This is a genomic window from Rhodoferax sp. OV413, from assembly GCF_900104385.1.
In the GTDB taxonomy this organism is placed as follows: domain Bacteria; phylum Pseudomonadota; class Gammaproteobacteria; order Burkholderiales; family Burkholderiaceae_C; genus Rhodoferax_B.
The window spans coordinates 561034-587016 of sequence record NZ_FNJA01000003.1 but is presented as its reverse complement, the minus strand read 5'-3'; the positions used below and the strand labels follow the sequence as shown (position 1 = coordinate 587016).

Below are 25983 nucleotides of genomic sequence, written 5' to 3'. Positions count from 1 at the left end.
CAGGAGACAAGCCATGCAATTGCCCGGACTCGACTTTCAACTCGGTGCCGACATCGACGCGCTGCGCGATGCGGTGCGCACTTTCGCCCAAGCCGAGATCGCGCCGCGCGCGGCCGACATCGATGCGACAGACCAGTTCCCCATGGACCTGTGGCGCAAGATGGGGGATCTGGGCGTGCTGGGCATCACCGCGCCCGAGGCCTTTGGCGGCGCCAACATGGGCTACCTAGCGCACATGGTGGCGATGGAGGAAATCAGTCGCGCCAGCGCCTCGGTCGGCCTGAGCTACGGCGCGCACAGCAACCTCTGCGTGAACCAGATCAAGCGCAACGGCAGCGATGCCCAGCGCGATAAATACCTGCCGAAACTGATCAGTGGCGAGCACGTGGGCGCGCTGGCCATGAGCGAGACCGGCGCTGGCAGCGACGTGCTGTCGATGAAGCTGAAGGCCGAAGATAAGGGCGACCACTACCTGCTGAACGGCAGCAAGATGTGGATCACCAACGGCCCCGATGCCGACGTGCTGGTGGTCTACGCCAAGACCGCGCCCGAGCTGGGCGCACGCGGCGTCACAGCCTTCCTGGTCGAGAAATCCATGCCCGGCTTCTCGGTCGCGCAGAAGCTCAACAAGCTGGGCATGCGCGGCAGCCATACCGGCGAGCTGGTGTTCGACAACGTGGCCGTGCCGGCCCGCCACATTCTCGGCGGCCTGAACCAGGGCGCCAAGGTGCTGATGAGCGGGCTGGACTACGAGCGCGCCGTGCTGTCCGCCGGCCCCATCGGCATCATGCAGGCGGTGATGGACAACGTGCTGCCCTACGTGCACGAGCGCCAGCAGTTCGGCCAGAGCATCGGTGAGTTTCAGCTGATCCAGGCCAAGCTGGCCGATATGTACACCACCTTGCAGGCGGCCCGCGCTTTTGCCTACACCGTGGGCAAGAACCTGGACGCGCTCGGCCCTGACCACGTGCGCCAGGTGCGCAAGGACTGCGCTTCGGTGATTCTGTGGTGCGCCGAAAAAGCCACCTGGATGGCCGGCGAGGGCGTGCAGATCTTTGGCGGCAACGGCTACACCCTCGACTACCCGCTGGGCCGGTTGTGGCGCGACGCCAAGCTGTACGAGATCGGCGCCGGCACCAGCGAGATCCGCCGCATGCTGATCGGCCGCGAGCTGTTTGCCGAGACGCGCTAGTATGTGCTATTGAATGTGTAGCTGCTCGCGCAGGTGGAATATGCGCTGCAGGCCGATTTTTTATAAATGACGGCCTGGGGGCCGGCGGCGCTTCATCCGCGGTTCACCCGGCTGTCATCTGCCGTTCATGGGGCCGGAAACGATAATGCCGCATGTTTCGCAAACGCCTCACCGTCGCCCTGGGAACCCTGGCTTTCGCCGCACTGCTGCAGGGCGGCGTGTCCTTGTGGGCCTTGCAGGCGGCCAGCGACAAGGTCTACCGCGGCCGCGTCGCCAGCGATGTGCTGGCCGGTTTTCTCGACCTCTATGGCACCAAGCAGCGGCTGCGCGCCTGGCTGTCGCAGTCCTTGCTGGGCGCGCCGGTGGCGCCGCAACTGCGCGAGCAGCTGCAAAGCGAGATGGCGGCCACGCTGGAGCGGCTGGACGCCATGGCCTTGCAGGCGGCCGAGCTGGATGGCGACCGCGGCGCGCTGCAAGCCGAGCACCGCCAGCGCCAGGAAGACCTGCGGGTGCTGCACCAGAGCCTGGACGAATTGCGCATCGCCATGGCCAGCGTGCAACCCCAGCCACCCAACGACAGCTCGGTAGCGCTGTGGTCGGAAATCACCCGGGTATTCGACGTATCCCAGGGCCGGGATCTGCGCTCGCTGCTGGACCGCAACATCGCGCGCGAAAGGGCGGCCGTGGCCCGCGACCGGGCGGCTGCCGATAGCTCTCTGGCCCTGGTGCGCACCTTGGCCCTGGGCGCGGCCACCTCGCTGGCGCTGGCGGCCGCGCTGCTGGCGCTGTACTTCGCCCGCGCGTTGCGCCAGCCGCTGGAAGAGCTGAGCACCGGCGTCGAAGCCCTGCAGCGCGGCGAGCTGCAGCACCGGATTCCGGCGCACCGGCATGACGAGTTTTCGCGCTTCGCCCAGCGGGTCAACGCCATGGCGGCCGAGATCTCCCACCACCGTGACCGCGAAGTGGAGGCCCGCCATCGACTGGAAGACCTGGTACAAGCCCGCACCGCCGAGCTGCAGGACGCACTGCAGACCTTGCAGCAGCTCGAAGCCCGGCGCCGCCAGCTGTTTGCCGATGTCAGCCACGAGCTGCGCACGCCCACCACCGCGATCCGCGGTGAGGCCGACATCGCCTTGCGCGGCCAGGACAAGCCCGCGGCCTATTACCAGGGCGCAATGCAGCGCATCGTCGGCGCCGCCCAGCAGCTGGGCGGCGTGATCGACGACCTGCTGACCATGGCGCGCAGCGACATCGACACACTGGCGTTGTTGCGCACGCCGCTGGATGTGGCCGAGCCTTTGCAGGAAGCCGTGGAGCAGGCCCGCACCCTGGGCCGCGAGCACCGCGTGCAGGTGGAATACACCGCGCCGTACCCGCCCCCGGGCTGGCGGCTGCTGGGTGATGCGCAGCGCCTGCGCCAGCTGTTCACCCTGCTGCTGCACAACGCGGTGCGCTATTCGCATGCGGGCGGCGTGGTGCAGGTACAGGCCCAGCAGGTGGTCGATGCCAGCGGCGTGGCGCAGTGGGAGATGCGCGCCATCGACCAGGGCATTGGCATTGCGGCGGAAGATTTGGGCCGGGTATTCGAGCGCAACTTCCGCAGCGAGCGGGCCCGTTTGCACCGTGCCGATGGCAGCGGCCTGGGCCTGCCGATTGCGGCTACCCTGGCCCGCGCCCATGGCGGCCGTATTGAGATCGACAGTGCGCCGGAGCGTGGTACCACCGCCATCCTGCGCCTGCCCTTGCTGACAGAACCGAGCTGACACCATGCATATTCTGATTGTGGAAGACGACGCCCGCGTGGCCGACTTTCTGGACCGCGGCCTGCGTGCCGAGGGTTACCGCACCCAGGTGGCGCGCAACGGCATCGACGGCCTGGCCTTGGCCCGCCAAGTGGCCCAGCAGGTCCGCGAAGACGGCACGCCCACCGTCATGCTGCTGGACCTGATGTTGCCCGGCATGGGCGGGCTGGAGGTCTGCCAGACCCTGCGCGCCGCTGGCGTGGCCTTGCCCATCCTGATGCTCACTGCGCTCGGCACGCTGGACGACCGGGTCTCAGGCCTGCGCCTGGGCGCCGACGACTACCTGGTCAAGCCGTTTGCGTTCGAGGAACTGCTGGCCCGCATTGAGGCATTGATGCGGCGATCCCGCGACCTGGCGCCGGCCAACGCCACGCGCCTGGAGGTGGGCGACCTGGTGCTGGACCGCGATGCCATGCGCGCCAGCCGTGGCGGCCAGGCCCTGACCCTGACCGCACGCGAGCTGGCCCTGCTGGAGCTGCTGATGTCGGCCCCCGGCCGCTTGTTCAGCCGCGAGCGCATTTTGTCGGTCATTTGGGGCACGCACGAAGACCCGTTGACCAATGTGGTCGACGTCTACATCCGCCGCCTGCGCAGCAAGATCGACGACGGTCAGGCCCAGCCCCTGATCCATACGCTGCGCGGCCTGGGCTACCGGCTGGAAGCGCTGGGCTAAGCGGCGCTGAGCGCAGGCTGTTCATCTGGCGTTCATGCAAACGTCAGCCGGGCTTAACGCCACGGGCCGGCTGGGGTTCATGCCCGGCTTTGACACTTCTTTCACTGCAGCAGATAAGCCGCTGCAGGTTTTGCCCCACCGGGCCAACCCATGAAAGAGTGAACACCATGATGTCTGTTACCACCCGTTTGATCCCTGCTGCTGCCCTGTTTGCCGTGCTGGCTACCGGCACCGCCCACGCCAGCGCCCAGAGCTGCGAGACCATCACCGAGAAGGAAGTGACCAGCCTGTTTGACCGCTGGAACGACTCGCTGAAGACCCTGGACCCGGCCAAGGTCACCGCCAACTATGCGGAAGATGGCGTGCTGCTGCCCACCGTGACCGACCAGCCGCGCAGCACGCCGGCCGAGATCAATGATTACTTCGTCAAGTTCTTGAAGGCGCAGCCCCAGGGCAAGATCGACAAGCGCTTCGTCAAAATCGGCTGCAATGTGGCGCAGGACGTGGGTACCTACACCTTCAGCCTGAAAGACGGCGCCAAGGTCCATGCGCGCTACACCTATGTGTACGAGTTCACCGGCGGCAAGTGGCTGATCGCCCACCACCACTCTTCGGCCATGCCCGAGAAGAAGTAACCGAGGGTGATCCGGGCAGGCTGGACGCCTGTCCGTGGCCGAGTGCAGCCCGGTGCGGCTGCACTTGGTGCTGCCTGGTAACCAACTGGCGGCAAAATACGCACCATGACACACACTATTCCTGATATTTTTGCTAACAACCGTGCCTGGGCTGCCCAGATGGAGCGCCAGCGGCCCGGCTTCTTCACCGAACTCACGCGCCAGCAAAAGCCCAAGTACATGTGGATAGGCTGCTCGGACAGCCGGGTGCCGGCCAACGAAATCATGGGCCTGGACCCAGGCGAGGTGTTCGTGCACCGCAACGTGGCCAATGTGGTGGTGCATTCCGATCTGAACGCGCTGTCCACCGTGCAGTTCGCGGTGGACGTGATCAAGGTCGAGCACATCACCGTGGTCGGCCACTACGGCTGCTCGGGCGTGGCGGCGGCGCTGGCCGGCCAGCGCGTCGGCCTGGCCGACAACTGGCTGCGCCACATCCAGGATGTGCGCGACCGCCATTGGCACCTGATCGACGCCATCCCCGAAGGCCGCCGCCACGATGCGTTGGTGGAGTTGAACGCCATCGAACAGGTGGTGAACGTTTGCCAGAGCACCGTCATGGTCGATGCCTGGGCACGCGGCCAGAAGGTCAGCGTGCACGGCTGGGTCTACGGCATCCACGACGGCCTGCTGCAGAACCTGCACATCAGCGTCGACGGCGTCGACTCCCTGGAAGCCGCGTACAAGGCGGCGATTGAAGGTGTTTCAAAGGCCGAGCGCAATTAATACCTGCGTGAGTAGCTATTGAAAATATAGCAAACCATGTTTCCCCAGCGCCTGGACTCGCCGCTCGCCTACGAGATTGCCAAGGCGATGATGGATGGTTTCAACCGGCACTACCGCCTGTTCCGCAGCGAATCGGCGCGGGCCAAGCACCGGTTTGAAACGGCAGACTGGCACGGCCAGCAGCGGGCCCAGCGTGAGCGCATCGAGTTCTACGACTTGCGGGTGCGCGAATGCTCGACCCGGCTGGAGCGCGAGTTCAAGGCCGGCGAGCAGGGCATGGACGTGTGGCAACAGGTCAAGCTGCACTACATCGGCCTGCTGGTCGACCACCGCCAGCCCGAGCTGGCCGAGACCTTCTTCAACTCGGTCACCACCAAGATGCTGCACCGCAGCTATTTCCAGAACGACTTCATCTTCGTGCGCCCGGCGGTCAGCACCGAGTACATCGAAAACGCCGAGCAGCGCCCCACCTACCGCGCCTACTACCCCACCCGCGCCACGCTGGGTGAGGTGCTGCAGCTGCTGCTGCAGGACTTCGACCTGCAGTGCGCCTTTGCCGACCTGCCGCGCGATATCGCCTGCGTGCAGGCGGCGCTGCAGCAGCAGCTGGGCGAGGTCACGCTGCGGGCCAATTTCCAGATCCAGGTGCTGAGCGGCCTGTTCTTCCGCAACAAGGGCGCCTACGTCTGCGGCAAGCTGATCAACGGCTTCCAGGAGCACCCGTTTGCGCTGCCCATCCTGCACAACGCCGACGGCAAGCTGGTGATCGACGCCGCGCTGTTTGGCGAGGACGACATGCTGCTGCTGTTCAGTTTTGCGCGCGCCTACTTCATGGTCGACATGGAGATCCCCAGCGCCTACGTGCAGTTCCTGCGCAGCATGATGCCGCGAAAGCCACGCAACGAAATCTACAACGCGCTGGGCCTGGCCAAGCAGGGCAAGACCTTGTTCTACCGCGACCTGCTGCAGCACCAGCGCCATTCCAGCGACAAGTTCCGCATCGCGCCCGGCATCAAGGGCATGGTGATGCTGGTGTTCGACATGCCATCATTCCCCTACGTGTTCAAGCTCATCAAGGACTATTACCCGCCGCAGAAAGACACCAGCCGCGAGCAGATCAAGGCCAAGTACCAGTTGGTGAAACAGCACGACCGCGTGGGCCGCATGGCCGACACCCTGGAGTACAGCGGCGTGGCGTTTCCGCGCGCGCGCTTCGACGACGCGGTGATCGCCGAGATCGAAAAGTTCGCCCCCAGCCAGCTGGAGATCAGCGACCGCGATGGTGACGGCCAGCAGGAGGTGGTGATCCGGCATGTCTACATCGAGCGCCGCATGATCCCGCTCAACATCTATCTGCAGGAAGCCTTTGACGCCGGCCCGGACGACCGCCGCGCGCGTGCCCAGATCGAGCGCGTGGTGCTGGAATACGGCAACGCCATCAAGGACCTGGTGGCCGCCAACATCTTCCCCGGTGACATGCTATGGAAGAACTTCGGCGTGACGCGCCACGGCAAGGTGGTGTTCTACGACTACGACGAGATTGAATACCTGACCGACTGCAACTTCCGTAAGCTGCCGCAGCCGCGCAATGAAGAGGAAGAGATGAGCGGCGAGATTTGGTACAAGGTTGGCCCCAAGGACGTGTTCCCCGAGACCTTCGGCCCGTTCCTGCTGGGCAATCCGCTGGTGCGCGAGGCCTTCATGCGCCACCACGCCGAGCTGCTGGAGCCCAGCTTCTGGCAGGCGCACAAGGAGCGTATCCAGGCCGGCTACGTGCACGACGTGTTTCCGTACGAGCAGGACAAACGCTTCAACCCTGGCCGCTGATCGCGTACACTGCGACCCGCCCGGGGTGTGCAGTGAGCTGCGCTGAGATGGAAATCCAAACCCGCGAACTTGATCTGGTTCATACCAGCGTAAGAAGAGCTTGACCATGCTGTCCCTTTGCGGGCGGTGTGGTCACACCACCCGTCGTGGGTGTTCTCCTTGGGAGTTTGCGCGGTCTGGCTGCGCTTTCGGGCTCCCACTTTCACAGGAGAACCCACCATGAACGCACCCGACAAATTCACCCAGCTGCTGCGCTACGCCTGCGACCCGCTGCCGGCCTCCACCAAGCGCTACATCCAGGGCAGCCGCCCCGATCTGCGCGTGCCGCTGCGCGAGATCATGCAGAGCAACGGCGAAGCCGTCACCGTCTACGACACATCCGGCCCCTACACCGACCCCACTGCCCAGATCGACGTGCGTGCCGGTTTGCAGGCCCTGCGCGCCGGCTGGATTGCCGACCGTGGTGATACCGAAACCTATGCCGCCCGCATCCTCCACGCGCTGGACGACGGCCGCAAGAGCGACGAGAACGAGGCGCTGCAATTGCTGCGTGCCCAGGCTTCCGGCCTGCAACGCGCGCCACGCCGCGCCAAGGCCGGCGCCAACGTTTCGCAGATGCACTACGCCCGCAAAGGCATCATCACGCCCGAGATGGAATTCGTGGCTCTGCGCGAGAACCAGAAGCTGGAATGGATGGAGCAGTACGCCGCCAACACCGAGCGTGATAAACGCCTGGCCGGCAACAGTTTCGGAGCGTCCATTCCCAAGGTCATGACGCCCGAGTTCGTGCGCTCCGAAGTGGCCCGCGGCCGCGCGGTGATCCCGCTGAACATCAACCACCCCGAAGTCGAGCCCATGGCCATCGGCCGCAACTTCCTGGTGAAGATCAACGCCAACATCGGCAACAGCGCAGTAACCTCCAGCATCGAAGAAGAAGTCGAAAAGCTGGTCTGGGCGATCCGCTGGGGCGCCGACACGGTGATGGATCTGTCCACCGGCAAGAACATCCACACCACCCGCGACTGGATCATCCGCAACTCGCCCGTGCCGATTGGTACCGTGCCGATCTACCAGGCGCTGGAGAAGGTGGGCGGCATTGCCGAAGACCTGACCTGGGAGATCTTCCGCGACACCTTGATCGAGCAGGCCGAGCAGGGCGTGGACTATTTCACCGTGCACGCCGGCGTGCGCCTGCCCTTCATCCACCTCACGGCCAACCGCATGACCGGCATCGTCTCGCGCGGCGGCTCCATCATGGCCAAGTGGTGCATCGCCCACCACAAAGAGAATTTCATCTACACCCATTTCGATGAAATGACCGAGATCCTGAAGGCCTACGACGTCAGCTACTCGCTGGGCGACGGCCTGCGTCCCGGCTCCGGCGCCGACGCGAACGACGAAGCCCAGTTTGCAGAGCTGCGCACCCTGGGCGAGCTGACGCAAAAGGCCTGGGAGCAAGACGTACAGGTGATGATTGAAGGCCCCGGCCATGTGCCCATGCACATGGTGCAGGAGAACATGACCGAGCAGCTCAAGCACTGCCACGAAGCGCCGTTCTACACACTCGGCCCACTGACCACCGACATCGCGCCCGGCTACGACCACATCACCAGCGGCATCGGCGCGGCGATGATCGGCTGGTTCGGTACGGCGATGCTGTGCTACGTCACGCCCAAGGAACACCTGGGCCTGCCCGACCGCGACGACGTGAAGGTGGGCATCATTACCTACAAGATCGCCGCCCACGCCGCCGATGTGGCCAAGGGCCACCCCGGTGCGCGCTACCGCGACGATGCGCTGTCCAAAGCCCGCTTCGAGTTCCGCTGGATGGACCAGTTCAACCTGTCGCTGGACCCGGAAACTGCGAAGAAATTCCACGACGAAACCCTGCCCAAGGATTCGGCCAAAGTGGCGCATTTCTGTTCGATGTGCGGGCCCAAATTCTGCTCGATGAAGATCACGCAGGAGGTGCGTGAGTACGCGAAGAACCTGGGCGTCAGCGAAGAGGCCGCGGCCGAGCAAGGCATGCAGGCCAAGTCGGAAGAGTTCAAGAGCGGTGGCGGCGAAATCTATGTGCCGGTGAACGGCGTGATCCCTATCGCACAGGGCTAAGCCAGCGACTTATCCCGCCAAAACTGGGCGTCCGGCAGCACTCCGGTGCCGGCGGCCGCATTCTGGGCCATGTGCGCAGCGTCGCCGCTGCCCGGTATGGCACAGGTCACAGCAGGGTGGCTCAGAACAAATTTGAGCAACACCTGCGACCAATGGGTACAGCCAATGTCCGCCGCCCAGGCGGGCAAGGCCTTGGTTTTTAATCGGCGCAGCAGGCCGCCGCCGCCAAACGGCATGTTCACCAGCACCGCCACACCCCGCTCGGCGGCCAGTGGCAGCAGGCGTTCGGCGGCTTCAGGCGCATCCCAGGCGTAGTTGATCTGCAAGAAGTCGAGTTTTTCGGTGCGCAGAACGGCCTCCACATCGGCATAGGCCGAAGCGGTGTAGTGTGAAATGCCGATGTAGCGTACCCGGCCCGCGGCCTGCCACTCCCGCACGCTGGCCAACTGGGTGCGCCAGTCCAGCAGGTTGTGGATTTGCATCAGGTCGATGCGGGTGGTGCCGAGTCGCTGCATAGATGTCTCCATTTGCCGCAGCCCGGCCTCGCGCCCTTGGGTCCAGACCTTGGTGGCGATGAATGCCGGGCTCTGCGCGTGGTGCAGCATCTCCCCCGTGGTGGCTTCCGCCCGGCCATACATCGGCGAGCTGTCCAATACGCTGCCTCCGGCAGTGAACAGTGCGTTCAGCACGCCGGGAAGGCGCGCGTATTCGGGGCTACCGGGGCGGTGGTCGAAGCCCCGGTAGGTTCCGCAGCCGATCACCGGCAGTGATTCGGTGGTTCCGGGAATCAGGCGTGTGTGCATAGGGCTTCCATCGTAATCCTGCAGGGCCTGCAACCCTCCCGTTAGCCCAGACTGCCACCTCCGTTGACGTGCAATACCTCGCCCGTCAGGTAGGGGTTGGTCAACGCAAACAGGGCGGCATCGGCCAGGTCTGCCGGGCTGCCAATGCGGCGCGCGGGCAGGCTGCTGGCCAGGCTGGCAAAGAAGGCGCTGCGGCTGGCTTCGTCCATGAAGGCCCAGCCTTCGGTATCCACCACGCCGGGCGATATGGCGTTGACGCGCACCGGGGCCAGCTCTACCGCCAACGCCCGCACCAGGCCTTCCACCCCTGCATTCAGCGCCGACACCATGGCCGTGCCAGGCGCAGGGCGGTCAGCCGCCAAGCCAGAAAACAACAGGATGGAGCCGCCGGGCTGGAGCTGCGGTAGGCCAAACTGCACCAGGTGCACCGGTCCCCAGAATTTGCCCGCCAGCATGCGTTCAATCGCATCGCGCGGCATGCTGGCCAAGGGGCTGTAGGTCAGGTCGGCAGCGGTAGACACAAAGTAATCAAACGCGCCCAACGCCTGGAAGCCAGCGGCTGCGGAGGCCGCATCGCCCAGGTCCATGGGGATGGTGGCTACACCGCCGCCCAGGCGCTGGCGGGCATCGGCGAGCTTGGCCTCCGAGCGGCCCAGAATGGTGACGCGTGCGCCCCGCTCCAGCGCCAAGGCGGCAATGGCGAAGCCGATGCCCGAGCTGCCACCGGCGATGGCAATGTGTTTCTGGGTGATGTCCATGTTCATACTCCTGCTTGGTTAAATGCGCCCCGTGCCGGATGGATAGACCGGGCGGCAGGGGCTAGACGTGTGGCCACGATGGCCGCGAAAAAAAGAGGCACCAAGCCCACCCACATGGGCATTTGGGGCGAGTGCGCGCTGGCGATGCCGCCTGCCACCGAGCCCACGGCAATGCCCAGGTTGAAGGCGGCGATGTTCATGCCCGAGGCCAGCTCGGGGCTGCCCGCCGGGTTCTGTTGGGCGGCGACCAGCACGGTTTTTTGCAGCACCGGCACCGCCCCAAAGGATGCCAGGCCCCAGACCAGCATCACCGCGGCCATGGCCGGGGCCGATGCCGCCCCCAGGGCGGCACCCAGCAGTGCCAGTACCAGGCCGCCGACCACGCACAGCGCGGCGCTGCGGCTGCCCACGCGGTCTACAAATCGGCCTCCCAGGGTGTTGCCCATCGCCGCGCTGACCCCATACAGGGCAAACATGCCGGTGATGCCCTGGGCTCCCAAATGGGTGCTCTGCGCCAGCAGCACCGCGATGTAGGTGAAGCCGGTGAACGAGCCCGCGTAGGCCAGCGCCGTGGTCACCACCGGCCGCAAGGTGGGCAGATCAGACACCGTGGCCCAGACGCTGGGCCGGGGCGTACCCGCCGCTGCAGGCAATGCGGTACTGGCCGGGGCCCACCGCAGCAGTGCGACTGCGCTGACCGCAGACAGCAGACAGCAGCGCGATGGCGCCAAAAATGAACTGCCAGCGCACGGTGCCGCTGGCCAGTGTGCCTAGCGGCACACCCAGCACCAGCGCTAGCGTCAGTCCGCCAAACACGGTGGCAATCGCTTGGCCGCTGCGGGCCGGCCCGGCAGCGCTGGCGGCGGTGGATGCGGCCAACGCCAGCACCACGCCGTGCATCAGCCCTGCCAGCAAGCGGCTGCCCAGCAGCAAGGGCAAGGAGCTGCTCAAGGCCGTAACCGCATTGCCCACCGCAAACAGCAGCATGCTGACCGCCAGCACCCGCCGCCGAGACGCGGGAGCCAGCCAGGCGCTCAACACCGGTGCGCCGATACTGACCCCGATGGCATATACGCCCACCACCAGGCCCACCTCGCCCAGGCCCAGGCCGGTGTCAGCGGCGATGGCGGGCACCAGACTGACCGCGACGAACTCGGCAAAGCCGAGGGCAAACGTACCAGCGCTCAAGGCGAGCAGGGCAGGGGACATACAGGCTCCAAGGGATAAGAGCCCGTATCGTATTTTCTTGCTTGCAAGTTGATAATCCGTTGAATTGAAGAAACACTCTTGCAGGATTGCAAATATGGGAAGCTTGAACGGCCTGCTGGAATTTGTGGCGGTGGTGGAGCGCGGCACCTTCACCGGGGCGGCGCGGCAGATGGGGGTGTCGGTGTCCCACATCAGCCGCCAGATTGCCGAGCTGGAGGGCCGCCTGGCCGCGCAGCTGTTCGTGCGCACCACCCGGCAAATGCAACTGACCGAGCCCGGCCGGCGTTTGTTCGACACCAGCCAGCCGCTGCTGCAAGAGCTGATGCGGGCGCAAGACATCGTGCTGGACACGCAGGACGTGGTGGAGGGCCGCCTGCGCATCAGCCTGGCGGGCAAGTTTGCCGAAGAGCAACTGGTGCCGCTGCTGACACGGTTTTGCACCGAGCACCCGCTGGTGCAGCTGGAGCTGGACGTATCGGCCCGCAATGTGGACCTGGTGGCCGAGGGCTTTCACCTGGCGGTACGCATGGGGCCGCTGGAGAGCAGCAGCTCTCTGGTCGCCACCCGGCTGCTGGCCGTGCCGCTATGGGTACTGGCCAGCCCGGCCTTGCTGCGCAGCCTGCCGCCCATCCGCACCCCGGCCGATCTGCCCGCCGAATGGTGTTTGCCGCTGGTGCAGCGGCCCTGGGACTTTGTGCAGGGCGCGCAGCGTGCCAGCCTGCAACCCGCCGGGCGCTTCGCCAGCAACAGCGGGGCGGCGATGACCCAGGCGGCGCTGGACGGCTTGGGCATTGTGAATGTCCCGGCCTACTACGCCCACGGCCTGGTGGCCGAGGGGCGGTTGCAGCGCATCCTGCCCGACTGGGACGGCGTGGAGCACAGCGTGTTCTACCTGGTGCTCCCGGCCAGCCGACACCGCTCTCCCCCGGTGCGGCACGTGATGGCGTTTTTGCAGGCGAACGTGGTGGTGCCGCCTTGCTAGGGGCTGCTTACAGCATCTCCGCCAGCGCCTCCTTCACCCCTTCTTCCACCAGCGGCGAGCTGGTGCCGCCCAGGTGCAGGGCGGCATGGTCGGGCACCGGGGTGGCGCAGTCTTTGTGGACCACGCCGTCCTTCATCACCAGCTGGATCTTGGCCGGGTCGGTCAGCAACGCCAGGTTCTCCAGCGGGTTGCCGTCGACCAGCATGATGTCCGCCAGGTAGCCGGCTTTGAGCAGGCCCAGCTCATCCGGGCGCTGCATGATCTGCCCGCCGAGCTGGGTGGCGGCGCGCAGGGCTTCGACGGGGGTCATGCCGATGTAGTCCACGAAGTACTGCAGGTCGTTGGCATTGGTGCCGTGCGGCATCCAGGCAAAGCCGTAGTCACCGCCGGGCAGGATGCGGATGCCGCGTTTGTGCATGGCGCGCAACGAGGCGGCGGCAACCTCCAGCTCGCGCTTGTAGCCCATTTGCGTGGCCACGGCCTCGGTGATGCCGAACTCGGCAGCGTTGTAGGTGGTACGGATCAGCCAGCCAATGCCGGGGGCAACAAAGTGCTTGTCCTTGGCGGCTTCCAGCATGTCCAGTGCTTCCTCGTCGGCAAAGCTGGCGTGGTAGACCATCTCGATGCCGTGGCGCACGCACTGCTTCACCGATTCGCTAGAGCGTGCATGCGCGGCCATGCGCTTGCCGTAGCGTTTGGCCTCTTGCGCGAGCATGGCGATTTCTTCTTCGGCAAAAGGCGACATCTCGGCCGGCAGTCCAGCGATGTATTCGCCCGACAGATTGATCTTCAGATGGTCTACGCCGTACTTGATGAAGGTGCGCGCCGAGCGGCGGATTTCTTCCGGTCCGCTGCAGACGCTGCCAAAGCTCAGCTCCGGAAACGGCATGTGCGGCAGCGTGTTGTCACCCAGCGCGCCGATGGTGGTGATCTCCTGGCTGCCGGCCAGATAGCGTGGGCCGGGGAACTCGCCCGCGTCGATGGCATTGCGCAGCACCACGTCGAGCCGTGGCTTGGCCGCCGCCGCGCCGATGGCCGAGGTCCAGCCCATGTCCAGGTAGCGCTTGGCCACCCGCACGCACCACAGCATGTGCTCTTCGGGCGGCATGAACTGGATGGCCGCCAGCGAGGGCTGGTCGTTCCACGAGAAATGCGTGTGCGCCTCGGTCATGCCGGGCATCAGAAAGCGGCCTCGGCCCTCGATGACGCGGGCGTCGTCGGTGCTGATGCGCTCGGGCAGGCGAGTCACCTGCACAATGCGTTTGCCCTCCACGAGCACGTCGCCCAGGTAGGTGTCGGCGCCGCTGCCGTCGAAGATGCGGACATTGGTGAATGCGGTACGGGTCATGGTTGTCTCCTGTTGTGTCTGAATCAAAGGGTGGCGTAAAAGGTTTGCAGCGCCTGCATGCAGCGGGCTGCTTGCTCGAACGGGGTCCAGTGGCCGCAGGCCTCGAATAGCAGCGTCTGGCTGCCGGGAATGCGCGTGGCCATCAGCGCCACATTCGCCGCCGGGGCCACGCCGTCCTGGTCGCCGGTGACCAGCAAGGTGGGCACGCGGATCTGCTCGATGGCGGCAGACTCAGCCCGGGCCAGGGCTTCGCAGCTCTGGGCGTAGCCTTCGGCCGATTGGCGCATCACGATCTCGCGCACCAGGGCCAGCACCGCGGGCTGCTGCGCCTTGGTCTCTGCACCGGTGGCGCCCTTGGCGATGGCATCGGCAATCTCCTGCATGCCGGTCAGGCCGCTGCGGGCTAACTGGGCGCGGGCGTGGATACCGGGGCGGCCGGCTTCGGGCGGAGCTACCAGCGGGCCAAACAGCGCCAGCGACAGCACGCGGCCCGGGTGCTGCACCGCCAGGTGCTGCGCGACCACCGTGCCCAGCGAATGCGCGGCGACATGCGCGGCCGGAATATCCAGCGCGTCCAGCAGGGCTATGAGCGCATCTACATAGCCCTGGATGGACAGCGCGCCCGGCGGCAGGGCCGAGCGGGCGCTGCCCGGCAGGTCGGGCCGGATGACCCGAAAGCCCGTCAGCGCGCCCAGCAGCGGGGTCCACACATTCGACGAGCCGCCCAGGCCGTGGATGCACAGCAGCGGTGGGCCGCTGCCTTCGATTTCAACGGCCAGGCCGTGGATCAGTTGGCTTGCCATGCTGACCTCAGACGAAACGGTTTTCGATGGCACCGATGCCGTCGACTTCGATGCGCACCACATCGCCTGCCGCCAGGTAGCGCGGGGGCTGCATGCCCATGCCCACGCCCGCCGGGGTGCCGGTGGCGATCACGTCGCCGGGGTACAGGGTGATGCCGCGCGAGATGGTTTCGATCAGCGTGGGGATGTCAAAAATCATGTTCTGCGTGGGGCCGTCCTGGCGCAGCTCGCCGTTGACCCAGCAGCGCACACGGGTCTCGCGGCCGTCCAGCACGTCGGCGGTGACGATCCACGGGCCCATCGGGCAGAAGGTGTCGAAGGACTTGCCCATGTCCCACTGCTGGTGGCGCACCTGCACGTCGCGGGCCGACACGTCGTTGACGATGGTGTAGCCAAACACATGTTCCATGGCCGCAGCGCGGGAAATGTTCTTGCCGCCCTTGCCGATCACCACGGCTAGCTCGGCTTCGTAGTCCACGGCGGTCGTCACTTCCACCGGCACGCGCACTGCGTCGTGCGGGCCAACCACGCATTCGGGCACCTTGGTGAAGACGATGGGCCACTCTTCGGTGTTGGCGCTGTTGTCCTTGAACACCGACGCGGCCAGTTCCTTGGCGTGCGCGTGGTAGTTGCGGCCCACGCACCAGAGGTTGCGCCGGGGCAGGGGAATGGGTGCGTCCAGCGCCACGTCGGCCAGGGCGATCGGCGTGCCAGTGGTGGCGGGCATCTTGCCGCCTGCGGCCAGGGTTTCGATGACGGACAGAGCGCCTTTCAAGGCTTCCGCCGGTGTCAGGTCCAGAGCGGTGACGCTGCTTTCATCGGCAGCGACGAGGCCTACATAGCGTTGGCCTGCGACGAGGTAGGTGGCGATTTTCATGGTGGCTTTCCAGTGCAAAAAGGGTTGAAGCAGGGTGCAGCGCAACTGTAGGTAGAGCGCCGAAAACCGGCTTATCCGCCCGTCCGGCGGCGTATCAAATCGTCTGATGGCGTGCTAAGTACATTCCCTAGCCGGGGGCTCGGGCGGGTTTGGGCGGGCACACAATGCGGCCATTCCCCACCACCAGGACTTTCACGATGGCCGAGGCGTACGCACTCCACACAGGCGCATTTGGCACGGCCATCGTGCTGGAGCTGCGCGCCAATCTGGTGGCGCACGCGCACTCCGAAACGCAGATCGCCTTCTGGCTCGGTGGGGCCCGCGCCCGTGCCCTGGTGGGTGCGACGGTGGTGGACTACAGCGAGAACGTCGCCCTGGGGGCGAACGCCTTTGAGTCGCACGACATGGTGCTGCTGGACGATAGCGGCCCCTGCCTTTTCCTAGCCTTCATGCTGTCCAAGCCCTGGCTGGATGCACGCAGCCAGGCGCTGGGGCGCAACTTCCGCTTTCCATCGCCGCGCATCCCCATCCACCCGGCGCTGCGCCAAGCCTGCTGGCGGGTGCTGGACTTGATACTGGCGCTGGACACGCCGCGCGACGCGGTGGACGAAGAAGTGGGGCGGCTGCTGGAAGCCGCCATCCAGGCCTCGACCGAGCAGGTCGAGGTGCCGCCGCCCGCCGCCTTCGGCCCCACGCTGGACCACCGGCTGCGCAAGGCCATCGCCCATATGCGCGAGCACGTGGCCGAGAAGACCACGGTGGACGACATCGCCGCCCAGGTCGGTTTGTCGCGCGCGCATTTCTTTGCGCTGTTCCGCGACCAGCTCAACGCCACGCCGCAGGTGTTCTGGAGTGCCGTGCGGGTCGAGGAAGCGATGCGCCGCGTCAGCGAAGGCCTGCCGCTGACCGACGTGGCGTTGGACCTGGGCTTCTCGGCCCCGGGCAATTTTTCGCGCTTCTTCAAGGAGCACACCGGCGTGTCGCCGTCGATATTTCGGCGTGCCGTGCGCGATCCATTGCCGAACACCGTGACCGGCGTGCCCCGCTAGGGTTATGTAGAGAAATACGCTGATAGCGCTTATTTATCCTGCGGGATATGCTATCAAATGTATAGTGACTCTCTGTGCCGGGAGTCGGCGTACAGTGGACCCAAAGGAGCTCCCACCATGTCTATACCTGCCGCCGATCCCATCGTCATCCTAGGTGCCGCCCGCACGCCCATGGGCGGGTTCCAGGGCGACTTCGCCGCGCTCGCCGCCCACGACCTGGGTGGCGCGGCGATCCGCGCTGCCGTGGCGCGTGCCGGGGTGGACCCGGCACGCATCGGCGAGGCGCTGCTGGGCAACTGCCTGATGGCCGGCCAGGGCCAGGCGCCGGCGCGGCAGGCAGCCTTCAAGGGCGGTCTGCCGCAGAGCTGCGGCGCGGTGACTTTGTCGAAGATGTGCGGCTCGGGCATGAAGGCGGCGATGCTGGCGCACGACATGCTGCGCGCCGGCAGCTTCGACGTCATGCTGGCCGGCGGCATGGAGAGCATGACCAACGCGCCGCACCTGCTGCCCAAGGGCCGCAGCGGCATCCGCATCGGCCACGGCCAGGTGCTGGACCACATGATGCTCGACGGCCTGGAAGACGCCTACCAACCCGGCCGCTCCATGGGCACGTTCGGCGAAGACTGCGCGGCCAAATACGGCTTCACCCGCGCGGCGCAGGACTCTTTTGCCACCACCAGCGTGCAGCGCGCCCAGGCGGCCATCACCTCGGGGGCGTTTGCGGCCGAGATTACGCCGGTGACCGTGCCCGGCCGTAACGGCGACACGCTGGTGTCCATAGACGAAGGCCCGGGCAAGATCCGACTCGACAAGATTCCCACGTTGCGGCCAGCATTCAAGAAGGACGGCAGCATCACCGCCGCCTCCAGCTCGTCGATCAACGACGGCGCTGCGGCCCTTGTGCTGGCCTTGGCCTCTACCGCCCAGCGCCTGGGCGCACAGCCGCTGGCCCGGGTCGTTGGCCATGCTACCCATGCGCAGGCGCCCGAATGGTTTGCCACGGCGCCGCTGGGCGCGGTGCAGAAGCTGCTGGCCCAGACCGGCTGGAGCGTCGCCGATGTGGACCTGTGGGAGGTGAACGAGGCTTTCGCCGTGGTGCCGATGGCGCTGATGGCCGAGTTGGATATTGCGCACAGCATCGTCAACGTGCACGGCGGCGCCTGCGCGCTAGGCCACCCTATCGGCGCCAGCGGCGCGCGGATTCTGGTCACCCTGCTGTACGCCTTGCGCGCGCGCGGCCTGCGCCGCGGCGTCGCCACGCTGTGCATAGGCGGCGGTGAGGCCACGGCAATGGCGCTGGAGTTGCTATAGATAGCGTAGCTGCTAGCGCTGATTCCATATGCGCCAGAGGCCTATTTTGTTTAAATTCTCTGCGCGTAGCCTACTTGGCCTACGATGCCGGTTTTTGCACACAGGAACCTGGCCATGGCCCACATCCTCATTCTTGGCGCGTCGCGCGGTATCGGCCTGGAGTTTGCGCGCCAGTACTTGGCGGCAGGCCACCGCGTGATCGCCACCGCCCGCGATGCCGCTGGCCTGGCCCGGCTGAAGGCGCTGGGGGCCGAGCCGCAGCGGCTGGACGTGGCCGATCCGGCCAGTGTCAGCGGCCTGGCCTGGCTGCTGGACGGCGAAAAGATTGACACCGCCGTTTACGTGGCCGGCGTGTATGCCGAGGGCCGCGCCACGTCGCCGCCGACGCGCGAGGCCTTCGACCGCGTGATGCACACCAATGTGCTGGGCGCGATGCAGGCGATTCCGCAGGTGGCGCCATTGGTGGAGGAGGCCGGTGGCGTGTTCGCCTTCATCAGCAGTGGCATGGGGCAGATTGGGGATGTGTCGTCCAGCGACGTCTGGGCCTACCGCGTCAGCAAGGCGGCGCTGAACATGGCGGTGGCTGCGGCCCAGCACGACTATCCGCGCGCCACCCTGCTGGCGCTGTGCCCGGGCTGGGTGCAGACCGATATGGGCGGGCCGGGCGCACGCTTGACGGTGCAGGACAGCGTGGCTGCCATGCGCAACACCTTGGCCGCCGCCACACCGGCCGACCGGGGCCGTTTTCTGCACCACGACGGCCGGCCCTATGCGGGCTGGTGAGGGCCGATGTGTAACGGCGGCCCCGGCCGCGCGGCTCTACGTATAATCCACCCCTCCGAGGAGCGCTGCAACCCCTGGCCTGGCACACAGGTACGGGTGTGAGGCTCGGAAACCGTCCATCAAGTGATAACCGCGCTCACCCACTGCCTGCTAGGCTGAGATTCGGGTGAGTCCCGGTTCACCGTCTGCGCAGTGGCCCTACCAACATGTACCAACCTGTTTTGGAGCCCACCATGAACGCAGTTCTCAAACCCATCCTGACCGCCGACCAAGCCATTGCCGACCTGAGCCTTGCTGCCTGGGGCCAGCGCGAAATCCGCATTGCCGAAACCGAAATGCCCGGCCTGATGGCCATCCGCGAAGAGTTCGCCGCAGCCCAGCCGCTGAAGGGCGCACGCATCACCGGTTCGCTGCACATGACGATCCAGACCGCCGTGCTGATCGAAACCCTGCAAGCCCTGGGCGCCACCGTGCGCTGGGCTTCGTGCAACATCTTCTCGACCCAAGACCACGCTGCCGCCGCGATTGCCGCCGCCGGCACGCCGGTGTTCGCCATCAAGGGCGAGTCGCTGAAAGACTACTGGGACTACACCCACAGCATCTTCGACTTCGGCGCCAAGGGCACGCCCGGTGAAGGCCCGAACATGATCCTGGACGACGGCGGCGACGCCACCTTGCTGATGCACCTGGGCCAACGCGCCGAGAAGGACATCAGCGTCGTCGGCAACCCGACCAGCGAAGAAGAAACCCTGCTGTTTGCCGCCATCAAGGCCAAGCTGGCTGTGGACCCTACCTGGTACACCCGCAAGTCGGCCGAGATCATCGGCGTGACCGAAGAAACCACCACCGGCGTGCACCGCCTGAACGAAATGTCGGCCAAGGGCACGCTGCTGTTCCGCGCCATCAACGTGAATGACTCGGTGACCAAGAGCAAGTTCGACAACCTGTACGGCTGCCGCGAATCCCTGGTGGACGGCATCAAGCGCGCCACCGACGTGATGATCGCCGGCAAGGTGGCATGCGTGGCCGGCTACGGCGACGTGGGCAAGGGCTCGGCCCAGGCACTGCGCGCGCTGAGCGCCCAGGTGTGGGTGACCGAAATCGACCCGATCAACGCCCTGCAGGCCGCGATGGAAGGCTACCGCGTCGTGACCATGGACTACGCGTGTGAACACGCCGACATCTTCGTCACCACCACCGGCAACAAGAGCGTCATAACCCACGCCCACATGCTGAAGATGAAGGACCAGGCCATCGTCTGCAACATCGGCCACTTCGACAACGAAATCGAAGTCGCGGCGATCGAGCAATACGAGTGGGAAGAAATCAAGCCGCAAGTCGACCACATCAAGTTTCCTGACGGCAAGAAGATCATCCTGCTGGCCAAGGGCCGTTTGGTGAACCTGGGCTGCGGCACCGGCCACCCGAGTTTTGTGATGTCGGCCAGCTTTGCCAACCAGACCATCGCCCAGATCGAGCTGTTCACCAAGAAGGACGCCTACGAAGCCGGCAAGGTCTATGTGCTGCCCAAGCACCTGGACGAGAAGGTGGCGCGCCTGCACCTGAAGAAGGTCGGCGCCCAGCTGACCGAGCTGACCGACGAGCAAGCTGCCTACATCGGCGTCTCCAAAAACGGCCCCTACAAGGCCGAAACCTACCGCTACTAAAGCGTCCGCTCCCCCGCATCCCGGGGGAGTTTTTACCTTCACCTTCGGAGCCCGATGCGCGCTGACCAATTACTTGTAGAACGCGGCCTGGCCGCATCCCGCTCCCAGGCCGTGCGCCTGATCACCGGGGGCATGCGCTGGTTCGACGGCATCAAATGGCGTGATGTCGCCAAGAACAAGGACGACATTCCGACCGACGCCAAGATCGAGTTGCTCGACGACGCCGAGGCGCGCTATGTGTCGCGTGGCGGGCTCAAGCTGGAAGCCGCACTGAAGCACCTGAGCCTGGACGTGACCGACTGCAAGGTGCTGGACGTGGGCCAGTCCACCGGCGGTTTCACCGACTGCCTGCTGCAGGCCGGTGCGGCCCAGGTCACCGGTGTGGACGTAGGCCATGGCCAGTTGCACCCCAAGCTGCGTGGCGACCTGCGGGTGCTGTGCGTGGAAGGACTGAACGCCCGTTCGCTCACGCCTGAATCGCTGCAGGAAGCCTGCGAAATGGTGCTGTCCGAACACTGGGAGCCACCCGCGGTGGACGACCCGGAGCCTGAGGCGCCCTACAGCTGGATGCGCGGTGGAGGCGAAGTCACCGACTACGACGACAGCGACGATGCCGACGATGCCGAGGTCGAGGCGCATATTGCGCAGGCAACGGGCAAGGTGAACGCGCGGCCTCTGGATGCGGACCCCGCAGCCGATGCGGCACCCCACCCGCGCCGGAACCGCCGCAAAGCCGGCTTGGACGGTGTGGACACCGACCCGGAGTTCGACCTGGTGACGGGCGATGTGTCGTTCATTTCGCTGACGCTGATCTTGCCGGCGCTCGTGCCGCTGCTGAACCCGGACAGCCGTTTGCTGATGCTGGTCAAGCCGCAGTTCGAACTGCAGCCCGGCCAGGTCGGCAAGGGCGGCATCGTGCGCGACGAAGCCATGTACGGTGTTGTCGAAGCGCGTTTGCGCCAGTGCTGCGCCGACGTCGGCCTGGAGGTGCTGGACTGGTTTGACAGCGCCGTGGTCGGCGGCGACGGCAACCGTGAATATTTTATTTTTGCAAAAACGAGTGGCGCATGAGTCTCGCATCCCATCTACCCATCAGTCTCGAATTCTTCCCGCCGAAAACGCCCGAAGGCGCGGCCAAGCTGCGCACCGTGCGCGAGGCGCTGTATGCGCTGAAACCCGAGTTCTGCTCGGTCACCTTCGGCGCCGGCGGCTCGACCCAGGAAGGCACGTTTGCCACTGTGGCCGAGATACTTGGCGAGGGCGTGCCTGCCGCCAGCCATTTCTCCTGCGTGGGCGCGACCAAGGCGACGGTGCGCACCCAACTGGCCACCTTGCAGGCCATGGGCGTGAAGCGCCTGGTGGCCTTGCGCGGCGATTTGCCCAGCGGCTATGGCGCAGGTGGCGAGTTCCACTACGCCAGCGACCTGGTGGCCTTCATCCGCGCCGAGACTGGCGACGCTTTCCAGCTGGAAGTCGCCTGCTACCCCGAGGTGCACCCCCAGGCCAAATCGGCCGATGCCGATCTGAACGCATTTGCCATCAAGGTGCATGCGGGGGCGAACTCGGCGATGACCCAGTATTTCTACAACGCCGACGCCTACTTCCGCCTGGTGGAAGACGCGCGCAAGCTGGGCGTGACCATTCCCATCGTGCCGGGCATCATGCCGATCTCCAGTTCATCGCAGCTGATGCGCTTCAGCGACGCCTGCGGCGCCGAGATCCCGCGTTGGATACGCCTGCGCCTGCAAGGTTTTGGCGACGACACGGCCAGCATCAAGGCCTTTGGCCTGGACGTGGTGACGGATTTGTGCGAACGGCTGATTGCCGGCGGCGCACCCAGTCTGCATTTCTACACCATGAACCAGAGCGTGGCTACGCTGGAAATCGGCAAACGCCTGGGTCTGCCTGGCTAATCGCTAGTCGGTCAAGAACTGCTGGCGGAACGCGTCGCAGAACTGCGCCGTGCCCGATAGCGACAGGGTCAGCGTGTGCCGCGGCAGGCCTTGCGGGCCCAGCTGCACATGCAGCTCGCGGCTCTGCGTGTCGTAGTGGATTTCTTCGGTGGCCGTCCATTCCTGCTGGCCGTGCAGGTAGAAGTCCCACTCGCCGCCATCGTCCAGCGGGGCGCGCATGCCGGGGAAGGACGTGTGCGCCCAGTCCAACACCTGTTTGACCTCTTGCCGCACCGCCGGCACCTGCTCGGGCCGCGTCGAGGCCATGGCCTCGAACGTGCCACAGCCTAGCTCGTCTTCGCTGTAGTCAAAGTCGAGGTAGAGCATGCGGTTCAGTCTTGTGCGGGGGCTGCCGGTTTGGCGCTGCGCACACCGTTCTTGGCCACCAGCTCGATGTAAAACGAGGGCGCGCCAGTAGCGGCGATCTCGTCGATCAGCTTGGTGATGGCGGCATAGTGCGCGACCACGGCGGTGTCGGCGCTGCTGCCAAAGCGGCAATCCCAGTCCCAGTAGTCCACGCCTTCGGGCAGGGGGACGCGCAGCTGGCGTTTGATGTATTTGCGGATTTCGTGTTTGGTGGCATCCAGCACGCGGTCGCGGTGCTTGCCTTCGATGTCCAGGGGGAACGTTTTCTTCACAGAGTGCCTTTGAGAGACCGTTGCCATCCTGGTTGGATGGCACACGGCAGGCGCTCGATTATGAGGCCTGGCGCCCTGGAACTTGTTTTGCTATTAAATAAATAGCTGCTGGCGCAGGTGGAATATGCGCCAGCAGCCGATTTTTTATAAATCGCTTACTTGCGCACCACCGCGTCACCGGGGGCGAAGTCGGCGGCCTTCAGCGGGCTGCGGCTGGTGATAAAGCTGCGCAGCACGTCGGCGTCGACGAAGCCGGTGTCCACATAGGTTTTGTGGGCCAGCATCTTGGGGTAGCCGTCGCCGCCCACGGCCTGGAAGTTGTTGATTACCAGGCGGTAGGTTTTGGTGGGGTCTACGGCTGCGCCGCGGATGCGGGCGTTGCTGACCACGCCGCCGGTAATGACCAACTGCACGCCGGCAAACTGCGAGAACGCGCCCGAGCCGACCGACATCTTGGCCACGGCATTCAGGTAGTCCATGACTTCGGCGCCGGTCAGATCCACGGTGGCGATGGTGTTGCCAAACGGCTGGACCTTGAGCACGTCCTTGTAGGTCAGCGGGCCGGCGGGCAGCGAGTCGCGCACGCCACCGGCATTGACGACAGAGAAGTCGGCCTTGGTCTTGTCCATCATCGACAGCCCGACCAGCACGCCCATGGCGGCCGGCTGGGCGCGGATCACGCTGCGGTCGCCTTCGATGCGCACATCGCTGCTACCCACGGTGATGCCCAGCTTTTCCTGGCCGATGTTCTGGTACGGCGTGAGCAGGGCCAGCATTTCCTTGTTTTCGGCGATTTCCGTGGTGTAGACCACCTTGGCGGTCTTGCCATCGTCGGTCTTGACGGTCTTTTTCAGGTTGATCGGGATCAGCGCGTACTTGACCAGCTTGAACTCGCCGTTGCGGTAGCTGAAGTCGGCCCGGCCCACGTATTTGCCCCATTCGTGGGCTTGCACGATCCAGGTGCCGTTTTGTCGGTCCGGGGCGCAGGCGGTGCCGGGCACGTAGGCGTCGTCGCGCACGTTTTCGGCCTTCATGCAGACCGGGTTTTGCGAGTGGCCGCCGACCACCAGGTCGATGCCCTTGACGGCGCGGGCCATCTCCACATCGCCCTCGGCCTGGGTGCCGTGGTTGCCGTTGGTGTAGTGGCCCATGTGGGTGGCGGCGATCACCACGTCGGCCTTGCTGCGCAGCTCGGGCACGACCTTATTGGCTTCGGCAATCACGCTGCGGAATTCGACGCCCTTGACGTTGTCGGGGTGCACCATCTTGTAGGTGTCTTCGGTGGTCAGGCCCATCACGCCGACGCGGACACCGCCGACGTTGAAGATCTTGTAGGGCGCAAACATGCGCTGGCCGTTGTCGTAGATATTGGCCGACAGCATGGGGAAGGTGGCCAGGTCGCGCTGCATCTTCAGCACGACGCGCGGCTTGTCGAACTCGTGGTTGCCCACGGCCATGGCATCGAAGCCCAGCAGGTTCATGCCCTTGAAGTCGGGCACGGCGTCTTGCAGGTCGGATTCGGGTACGCCGGTATTGATGTCGCCGCCGCTCAGCAGCAGCACCGAGCCGCCGGCCGCCGTCACCTCGGCCCGTACCTGGTCGACCACGGTTTTCTGGGCCGACAGGCCGTATTCGCCATCGCTGTTCTTCCAGAAATGGCCGTGGTGGTCATTGGTGTGCAGGATGGTGATGTTGTAGGTCTTGTCTTTTTCCGGGCCCTTGGGCCCCATGGACGAGCAGCCTGCCAGGGCGGCGACCAGCAAGAGCAGGGTGAAACGGCGGTTTGGCATTTGCATGGGAACTCCTGAGATGAACGAGAGAAAAGCAAGACAGAGGCCAAGGGACGCAACTGTCTTATTCCAGGGATACCGTGGAACCGGCTCCGCCGGGCCACTGGTCTCGCCCCTTGCAAGGGGGGTGGCGGAAACGCGCAGCGTGGAGCCTGGGGGTGAGCCTATTTCCCTCCGCGCAGCTCCTGCATGCGCTCGTCGAAATAGCTTTTTACCGTGTAGCGCTCCGACAGCACCACGTCGCGCCGCGGGTGCAGGAACAGTGGCAGCGAAACCCGCGACTTGAAGCGGCCTTCGCCCGTGGGATTCAGCACCCGGTGGGTGGTGGACGGGTAGTAATGGCCGGAGGCTTCTTGCAGCATGTCGCCGATGTTGACGATCAGCAGGCCGAAGTCGCAGGGTACGTCGTACCACTGCTGGTCCTTGCCCAGCACCTGCAGGCCGGGCTCGGTGGCCGCGGGCAGGATGGTCAGCAGGTTGATGTCGCCATGGGCGGCAGCGCGCACGCTGCCGGGTTCTTCGTTGCCGCGCAGCGGCGGGTAATGCAGCACCCGCAGCAGGGTCTGGTCGCAGCCCTCGATCATCTTGGGCAGGGGTTCGGAGTAGCGGGCGCGGACCTCGGGCGGCGAGTTGTCCTCCACCCATTTCAGCAGCTCGGCGGCCAGGGCGCTGCCGGCTTGGTAGTAGCGCTGCGCCGCATCCGACACCTCGGCTGGATAGCGGCCCCAGGGGTAGATATGAAAGAACTCTTTGAGGTCGCGCTTGTCGTTGCCCTTAGCGGTTTCGGACACGGCGGGGGAGAAGTAGCCGTCGTGCGTTTCCGGGTTGTGCGCATACTTGTGCTTGGCCTCGGAGCCGAAGAAGGCCAGCCACTCGGCATAGATGCCGTCCACCAGATGCTGGTCGAGCGGATGGTTGGCCAACACCCCGAAACCGGTCTCGTGCAGGCTCTTGCAGAAGTCTTGCGCAGCGGTGGGGCTGTGGTAATTGACGACGGGGAATTGCAT

Annotated in this window: 25 protein-coding genes and 2 riboswitches; of the genes, 14 read left to right on the top strand and 11 right to left on the bottom strand. The window is 65.5% G+C overall.

What is annotated here, in order from left to right; genetic code table 11:
* Positions 1–13 precede the first annotated feature (13 nt).
* From BLT66_RS14415 to thiC, 7 genes are all read left to right on the top strand, one after another.
* The gene (locus tag BLT66_RS14415; protein WP_092758396.1) at positions 14–1192 is read left to right on the top strand and encodes an isovaleryl-CoA dehydrogenase; all 1179 of its coding nucleotides are present in this window, start codon (positions 14–16) and stop codon (positions 1190–1192) included.
* Between the two features lie 152 nt (positions 1193–1344).
* Entirely contained in the window at positions 1345–2955 is a 1611-nt protein-coding gene (locus tag BLT66_RS14410) for a sensor histidine kinase (protein ID WP_092758395.1), read from the top strand.
* 4 nt (positions 2956–2959) lie between these two features.
* Positions 2960–3667, top strand: a complete 708-nt coding sequence (locus BLT66_RS14405; protein ID WP_092758394.1) for a response regulator transcription factor — start codon at positions 2960–2962, stop codon at positions 3665–3667.
* A 167-nt stretch (positions 3668–3834) separates the two neighbouring features.
* Complete coding sequence (locus BLT66_RS14400) at positions 3835–4302, top strand: SgcJ/EcaC family oxidoreductase (RefSeq protein ID WP_092758393.1); 468 nt, start codon at positions 3835–3837, stop codon at positions 4300–4302.
* A 105-nt stretch (positions 4303–4407) separates the two neighbouring features.
* Positions 4408–5067, top strand: a complete 660-nt coding sequence (gene can, locus BLT66_RS14395; protein ID WP_092758392.1) for a carbonate dehydratase — start codon at positions 4408–4410, stop codon at positions 5065–5067.
* 36 nt (positions 5068–5103) lie between these two features.
* Positions 5104–6894 carry a bifunctional isocitrate dehydrogenase kinase/phosphatase gene (aceK, locus tag BLT66_RS14390; protein ID WP_092758391.1) on the top strand — a complete coding sequence of 597 codons (1791 nt, stop codon included), beginning with the start codon at positions 5104–5106 and terminating at the stop codon, positions 6892–6894.
* An 11-nt stretch (positions 6895–6905) separates the two neighbouring features.
* Positions 6906–7006: riboswitch (TPP riboswitch) on the top strand.
* Between the two features lie 107 nt (positions 7007–7113).
* The gene (gene thiC, locus BLT66_RS14385) at positions 7114–9006 is read left to right on the top strand and encodes a phosphomethylpyrimidine synthase ThiC (RefSeq protein ID WP_092758390.1); all 1893 of its coding nucleotides are present in this window, start codon (positions 7114–7116) and stop codon (positions 9004–9006) included.
* On the opposite strand, the gene BLT66_RS14380 is transcribed toward thiC, so the two are convergent.
* The 4 genes from BLT66_RS14380 to BLT66_RS14365 are packed head-to-tail and all read right to left on the bottom strand — an operon-like array spanning position 9003 to position 11776.
* A complete protein-coding gene (locus BLT66_RS14380) occupies positions 9003–9809 on the bottom strand; it encodes an aldo/keto reductase (protein ID WP_092758389.1) in 807 nt (268 codons plus the stop codon). The genes thiC and BLT66_RS14380 overlap by 4 nt on opposite strands.
* Positions 9810–9850: 41 nt before the next feature.
* On the bottom strand, positions 9851–10567 hold the full coding sequence (locus BLT66_RS14375) for an SDR family oxidoreductase (protein ID WP_218922612.1): 717 nt from the start codon (positions 10565–10567) through the stop codon (positions 9851–9853).
* Positions 10568–10569: 2 nt separating this feature from the next.
* Positions 10570–11220, bottom strand: a complete 651-nt coding sequence (locus BLT66_RS14370; protein ID WP_369821601.1) for an MFS transporter — start codon at positions 11218–11220, stop codon at positions 10570–10572.
* Positions 11168–11776, bottom strand: coding sequence for an MFS transporter (locus BLT66_RS14365; protein ID WP_176955053.1), 609 nt, complete (start codon positions 11774–11776; stop codon positions 11168–11170). Before BLT66_RS14365 ends, BLT66_RS14370 begins: the two co-directional genes overlap by 53 nt.
* Positions 11777–11870: 94 nt before the next feature.
* Here BLT66_RS14365 and BLT66_RS14360 point away from each other — a divergent pair, with 94 nt between their 5' ends.
* The gene (locus BLT66_RS14360) at positions 11871–12758 is read left to right on the top strand and encodes a LysR family transcriptional regulator (RefSeq protein ID WP_092758385.1); all 888 of its coding nucleotides are present in this window, start codon (positions 11871–11873) and stop codon (positions 12756–12758) included.
* A gap of 7 nt (positions 12759–12765) precedes the next feature.
* Here BLT66_RS14360 and BLT66_RS14355 read toward each other — a convergent pair whose 3' ends face one another.
* Genes BLT66_RS14355 through BLT66_RS14345 form a run of 3 tightly spaced genes read right to left on the bottom strand, consistent with a single transcriptional unit; the run spans position 12766 to position 15786 of the window.
* Positions 12766–14106: a metal-dependent hydrolase family protein gene (locus tag BLT66_RS14355; protein ID WP_092758384.1), complete on the bottom strand. Its 1341-nt coding sequence runs from the start codon at positions 14104–14106 to the stop codon at positions 12766–12768.
* A 23-nt stretch (positions 14107–14129) separates the two neighbouring features.
* A complete protein-coding gene (locus tag BLT66_RS14350) occupies positions 14130–14909 on the bottom strand; it encodes an alpha/beta fold hydrolase (protein ID WP_092758383.1) in 780 nt (259 codons plus the stop codon).
* A gap of 7 nt (positions 14910–14916) precedes the next feature.
* The gene (locus BLT66_RS14345; protein WP_092758382.1) at positions 14917–15786 is read right to left on the bottom strand and encodes a fumarylacetoacetate hydrolase family protein; all 870 of its coding nucleotides are present in this window, start codon (positions 15784–15786) and stop codon (positions 14917–14919) included.
* A 197-nt stretch (positions 15787–15983) separates the two neighbouring features.
* Between BLT66_RS14345 and BLT66_RS14340 the strand changes: the two genes are divergently transcribed.
* The 6 genes from BLT66_RS14340 to metF all read left to right on the top strand — a co-directional run bounded on the left by BLT66_RS14340 (position 15984) and on the right by metF (position 22509).
* Complete coding sequence (locus BLT66_RS14340) at positions 15984–16835, top strand: helix-turn-helix domain-containing protein (RefSeq protein ID WP_092758381.1); 852 nt, start codon at positions 15984–15986, stop codon at positions 16833–16835.
* Between the two features lie 117 nt (positions 16836–16952).
* A complete protein-coding gene (locus BLT66_RS14335) occupies positions 16953–18146 on the top strand; it encodes an acetyl-CoA C-acyltransferase (protein WP_092758380.1) in 1194 nt (397 codons plus the stop codon).
* A gap of 114 nt (positions 18147–18260) precedes the next feature.
* Positions 18261–18929, top strand: coding sequence for an SDR family oxidoreductase (locus BLT66_RS14330; RefSeq protein WP_092758379.1), 669 nt, complete (start codon positions 18261–18263; stop codon positions 18927–18929).
* 51 nt (positions 18930–18980) lie between these two features.
* A riboswitch (S-adenosyl-L-homocysteine riboswitch) is annotated at positions 18981–19074 on the top strand.
* 88 nt (positions 19075–19162) lie between these two features.
* Positions 19163–20596, top strand: coding sequence for an adenosylhomocysteinase (gene ahcY, locus BLT66_RS14325; protein WP_092758378.1), 1434 nt, complete (start codon positions 19163–19165; stop codon positions 20594–20596).
* A gap of 54 nt (positions 20597–20650) precedes the next feature.
* Positions 20651–21667, top strand: coding sequence for a TlyA family RNA methyltransferase (locus BLT66_RS14320; RefSeq protein WP_092758377.1), 1017 nt, complete (start codon positions 20651–20653; stop codon positions 21665–21667).
* Complete coding sequence (gene metF / locus BLT66_RS14315) at positions 21664–22509, top strand: methylenetetrahydrofolate reductase [NAD(P)H] (protein ID WP_092758376.1); 846 nt, start codon at positions 21664–21666, stop codon at positions 22507–22509. The genes BLT66_RS14320 and metF overlap by 4 nt, the downstream gene beginning before the upstream one ends.
* Positions 22510–22512: 3 nt before the next feature.
* Here metF and BLT66_RS14310 read toward each other — a convergent pair whose 3' ends face one another.
* The 4 genes from BLT66_RS14310 to BLT66_RS14295 all read right to left on the bottom strand — a co-directional run bounded on the left by BLT66_RS14310 (position 22513) and on the right by BLT66_RS14295 (position 25983).
* Positions 22513–22875 (bottom strand): hypothetical protein, encoded by a 363-nt coding sequence (locus tag BLT66_RS14310; protein ID WP_092758375.1) that lies wholly within the window; start codon positions 22873–22875, stop codon positions 22513–22515.
* A gap of 5 nt (positions 22876–22880) precedes the next feature.
* Positions 22881–23186 (bottom strand): DUF6172 family protein, encoded by a 306-nt coding sequence (locus tag BLT66_RS14305; protein ID WP_092758374.1) that lies wholly within the window; start codon positions 23184–23186, stop codon positions 22881–22883.
* A gap of 155 nt (positions 23187–23341) precedes the next feature.
* Positions 23342–24982: a bifunctional UDP-sugar hydrolase/5'-nucleotidase UshA gene (gene ushA / locus BLT66_RS14300; protein WP_092758373.1), complete on the bottom strand. Its 1641-nt coding sequence runs from the start codon at positions 24980–24982 to the stop codon at positions 23342–23344.
* Between the two features lie 158 nt (positions 24983–25140).
* The gene (locus BLT66_RS14295) at positions 25141–25983 is read right to left on the bottom strand and encodes a 2OG-Fe(II) oxygenase family protein (protein ID WP_092758372.1); all 843 of its coding nucleotides are present in this window, start codon (positions 25981–25983) and stop codon (positions 25141–25143) included.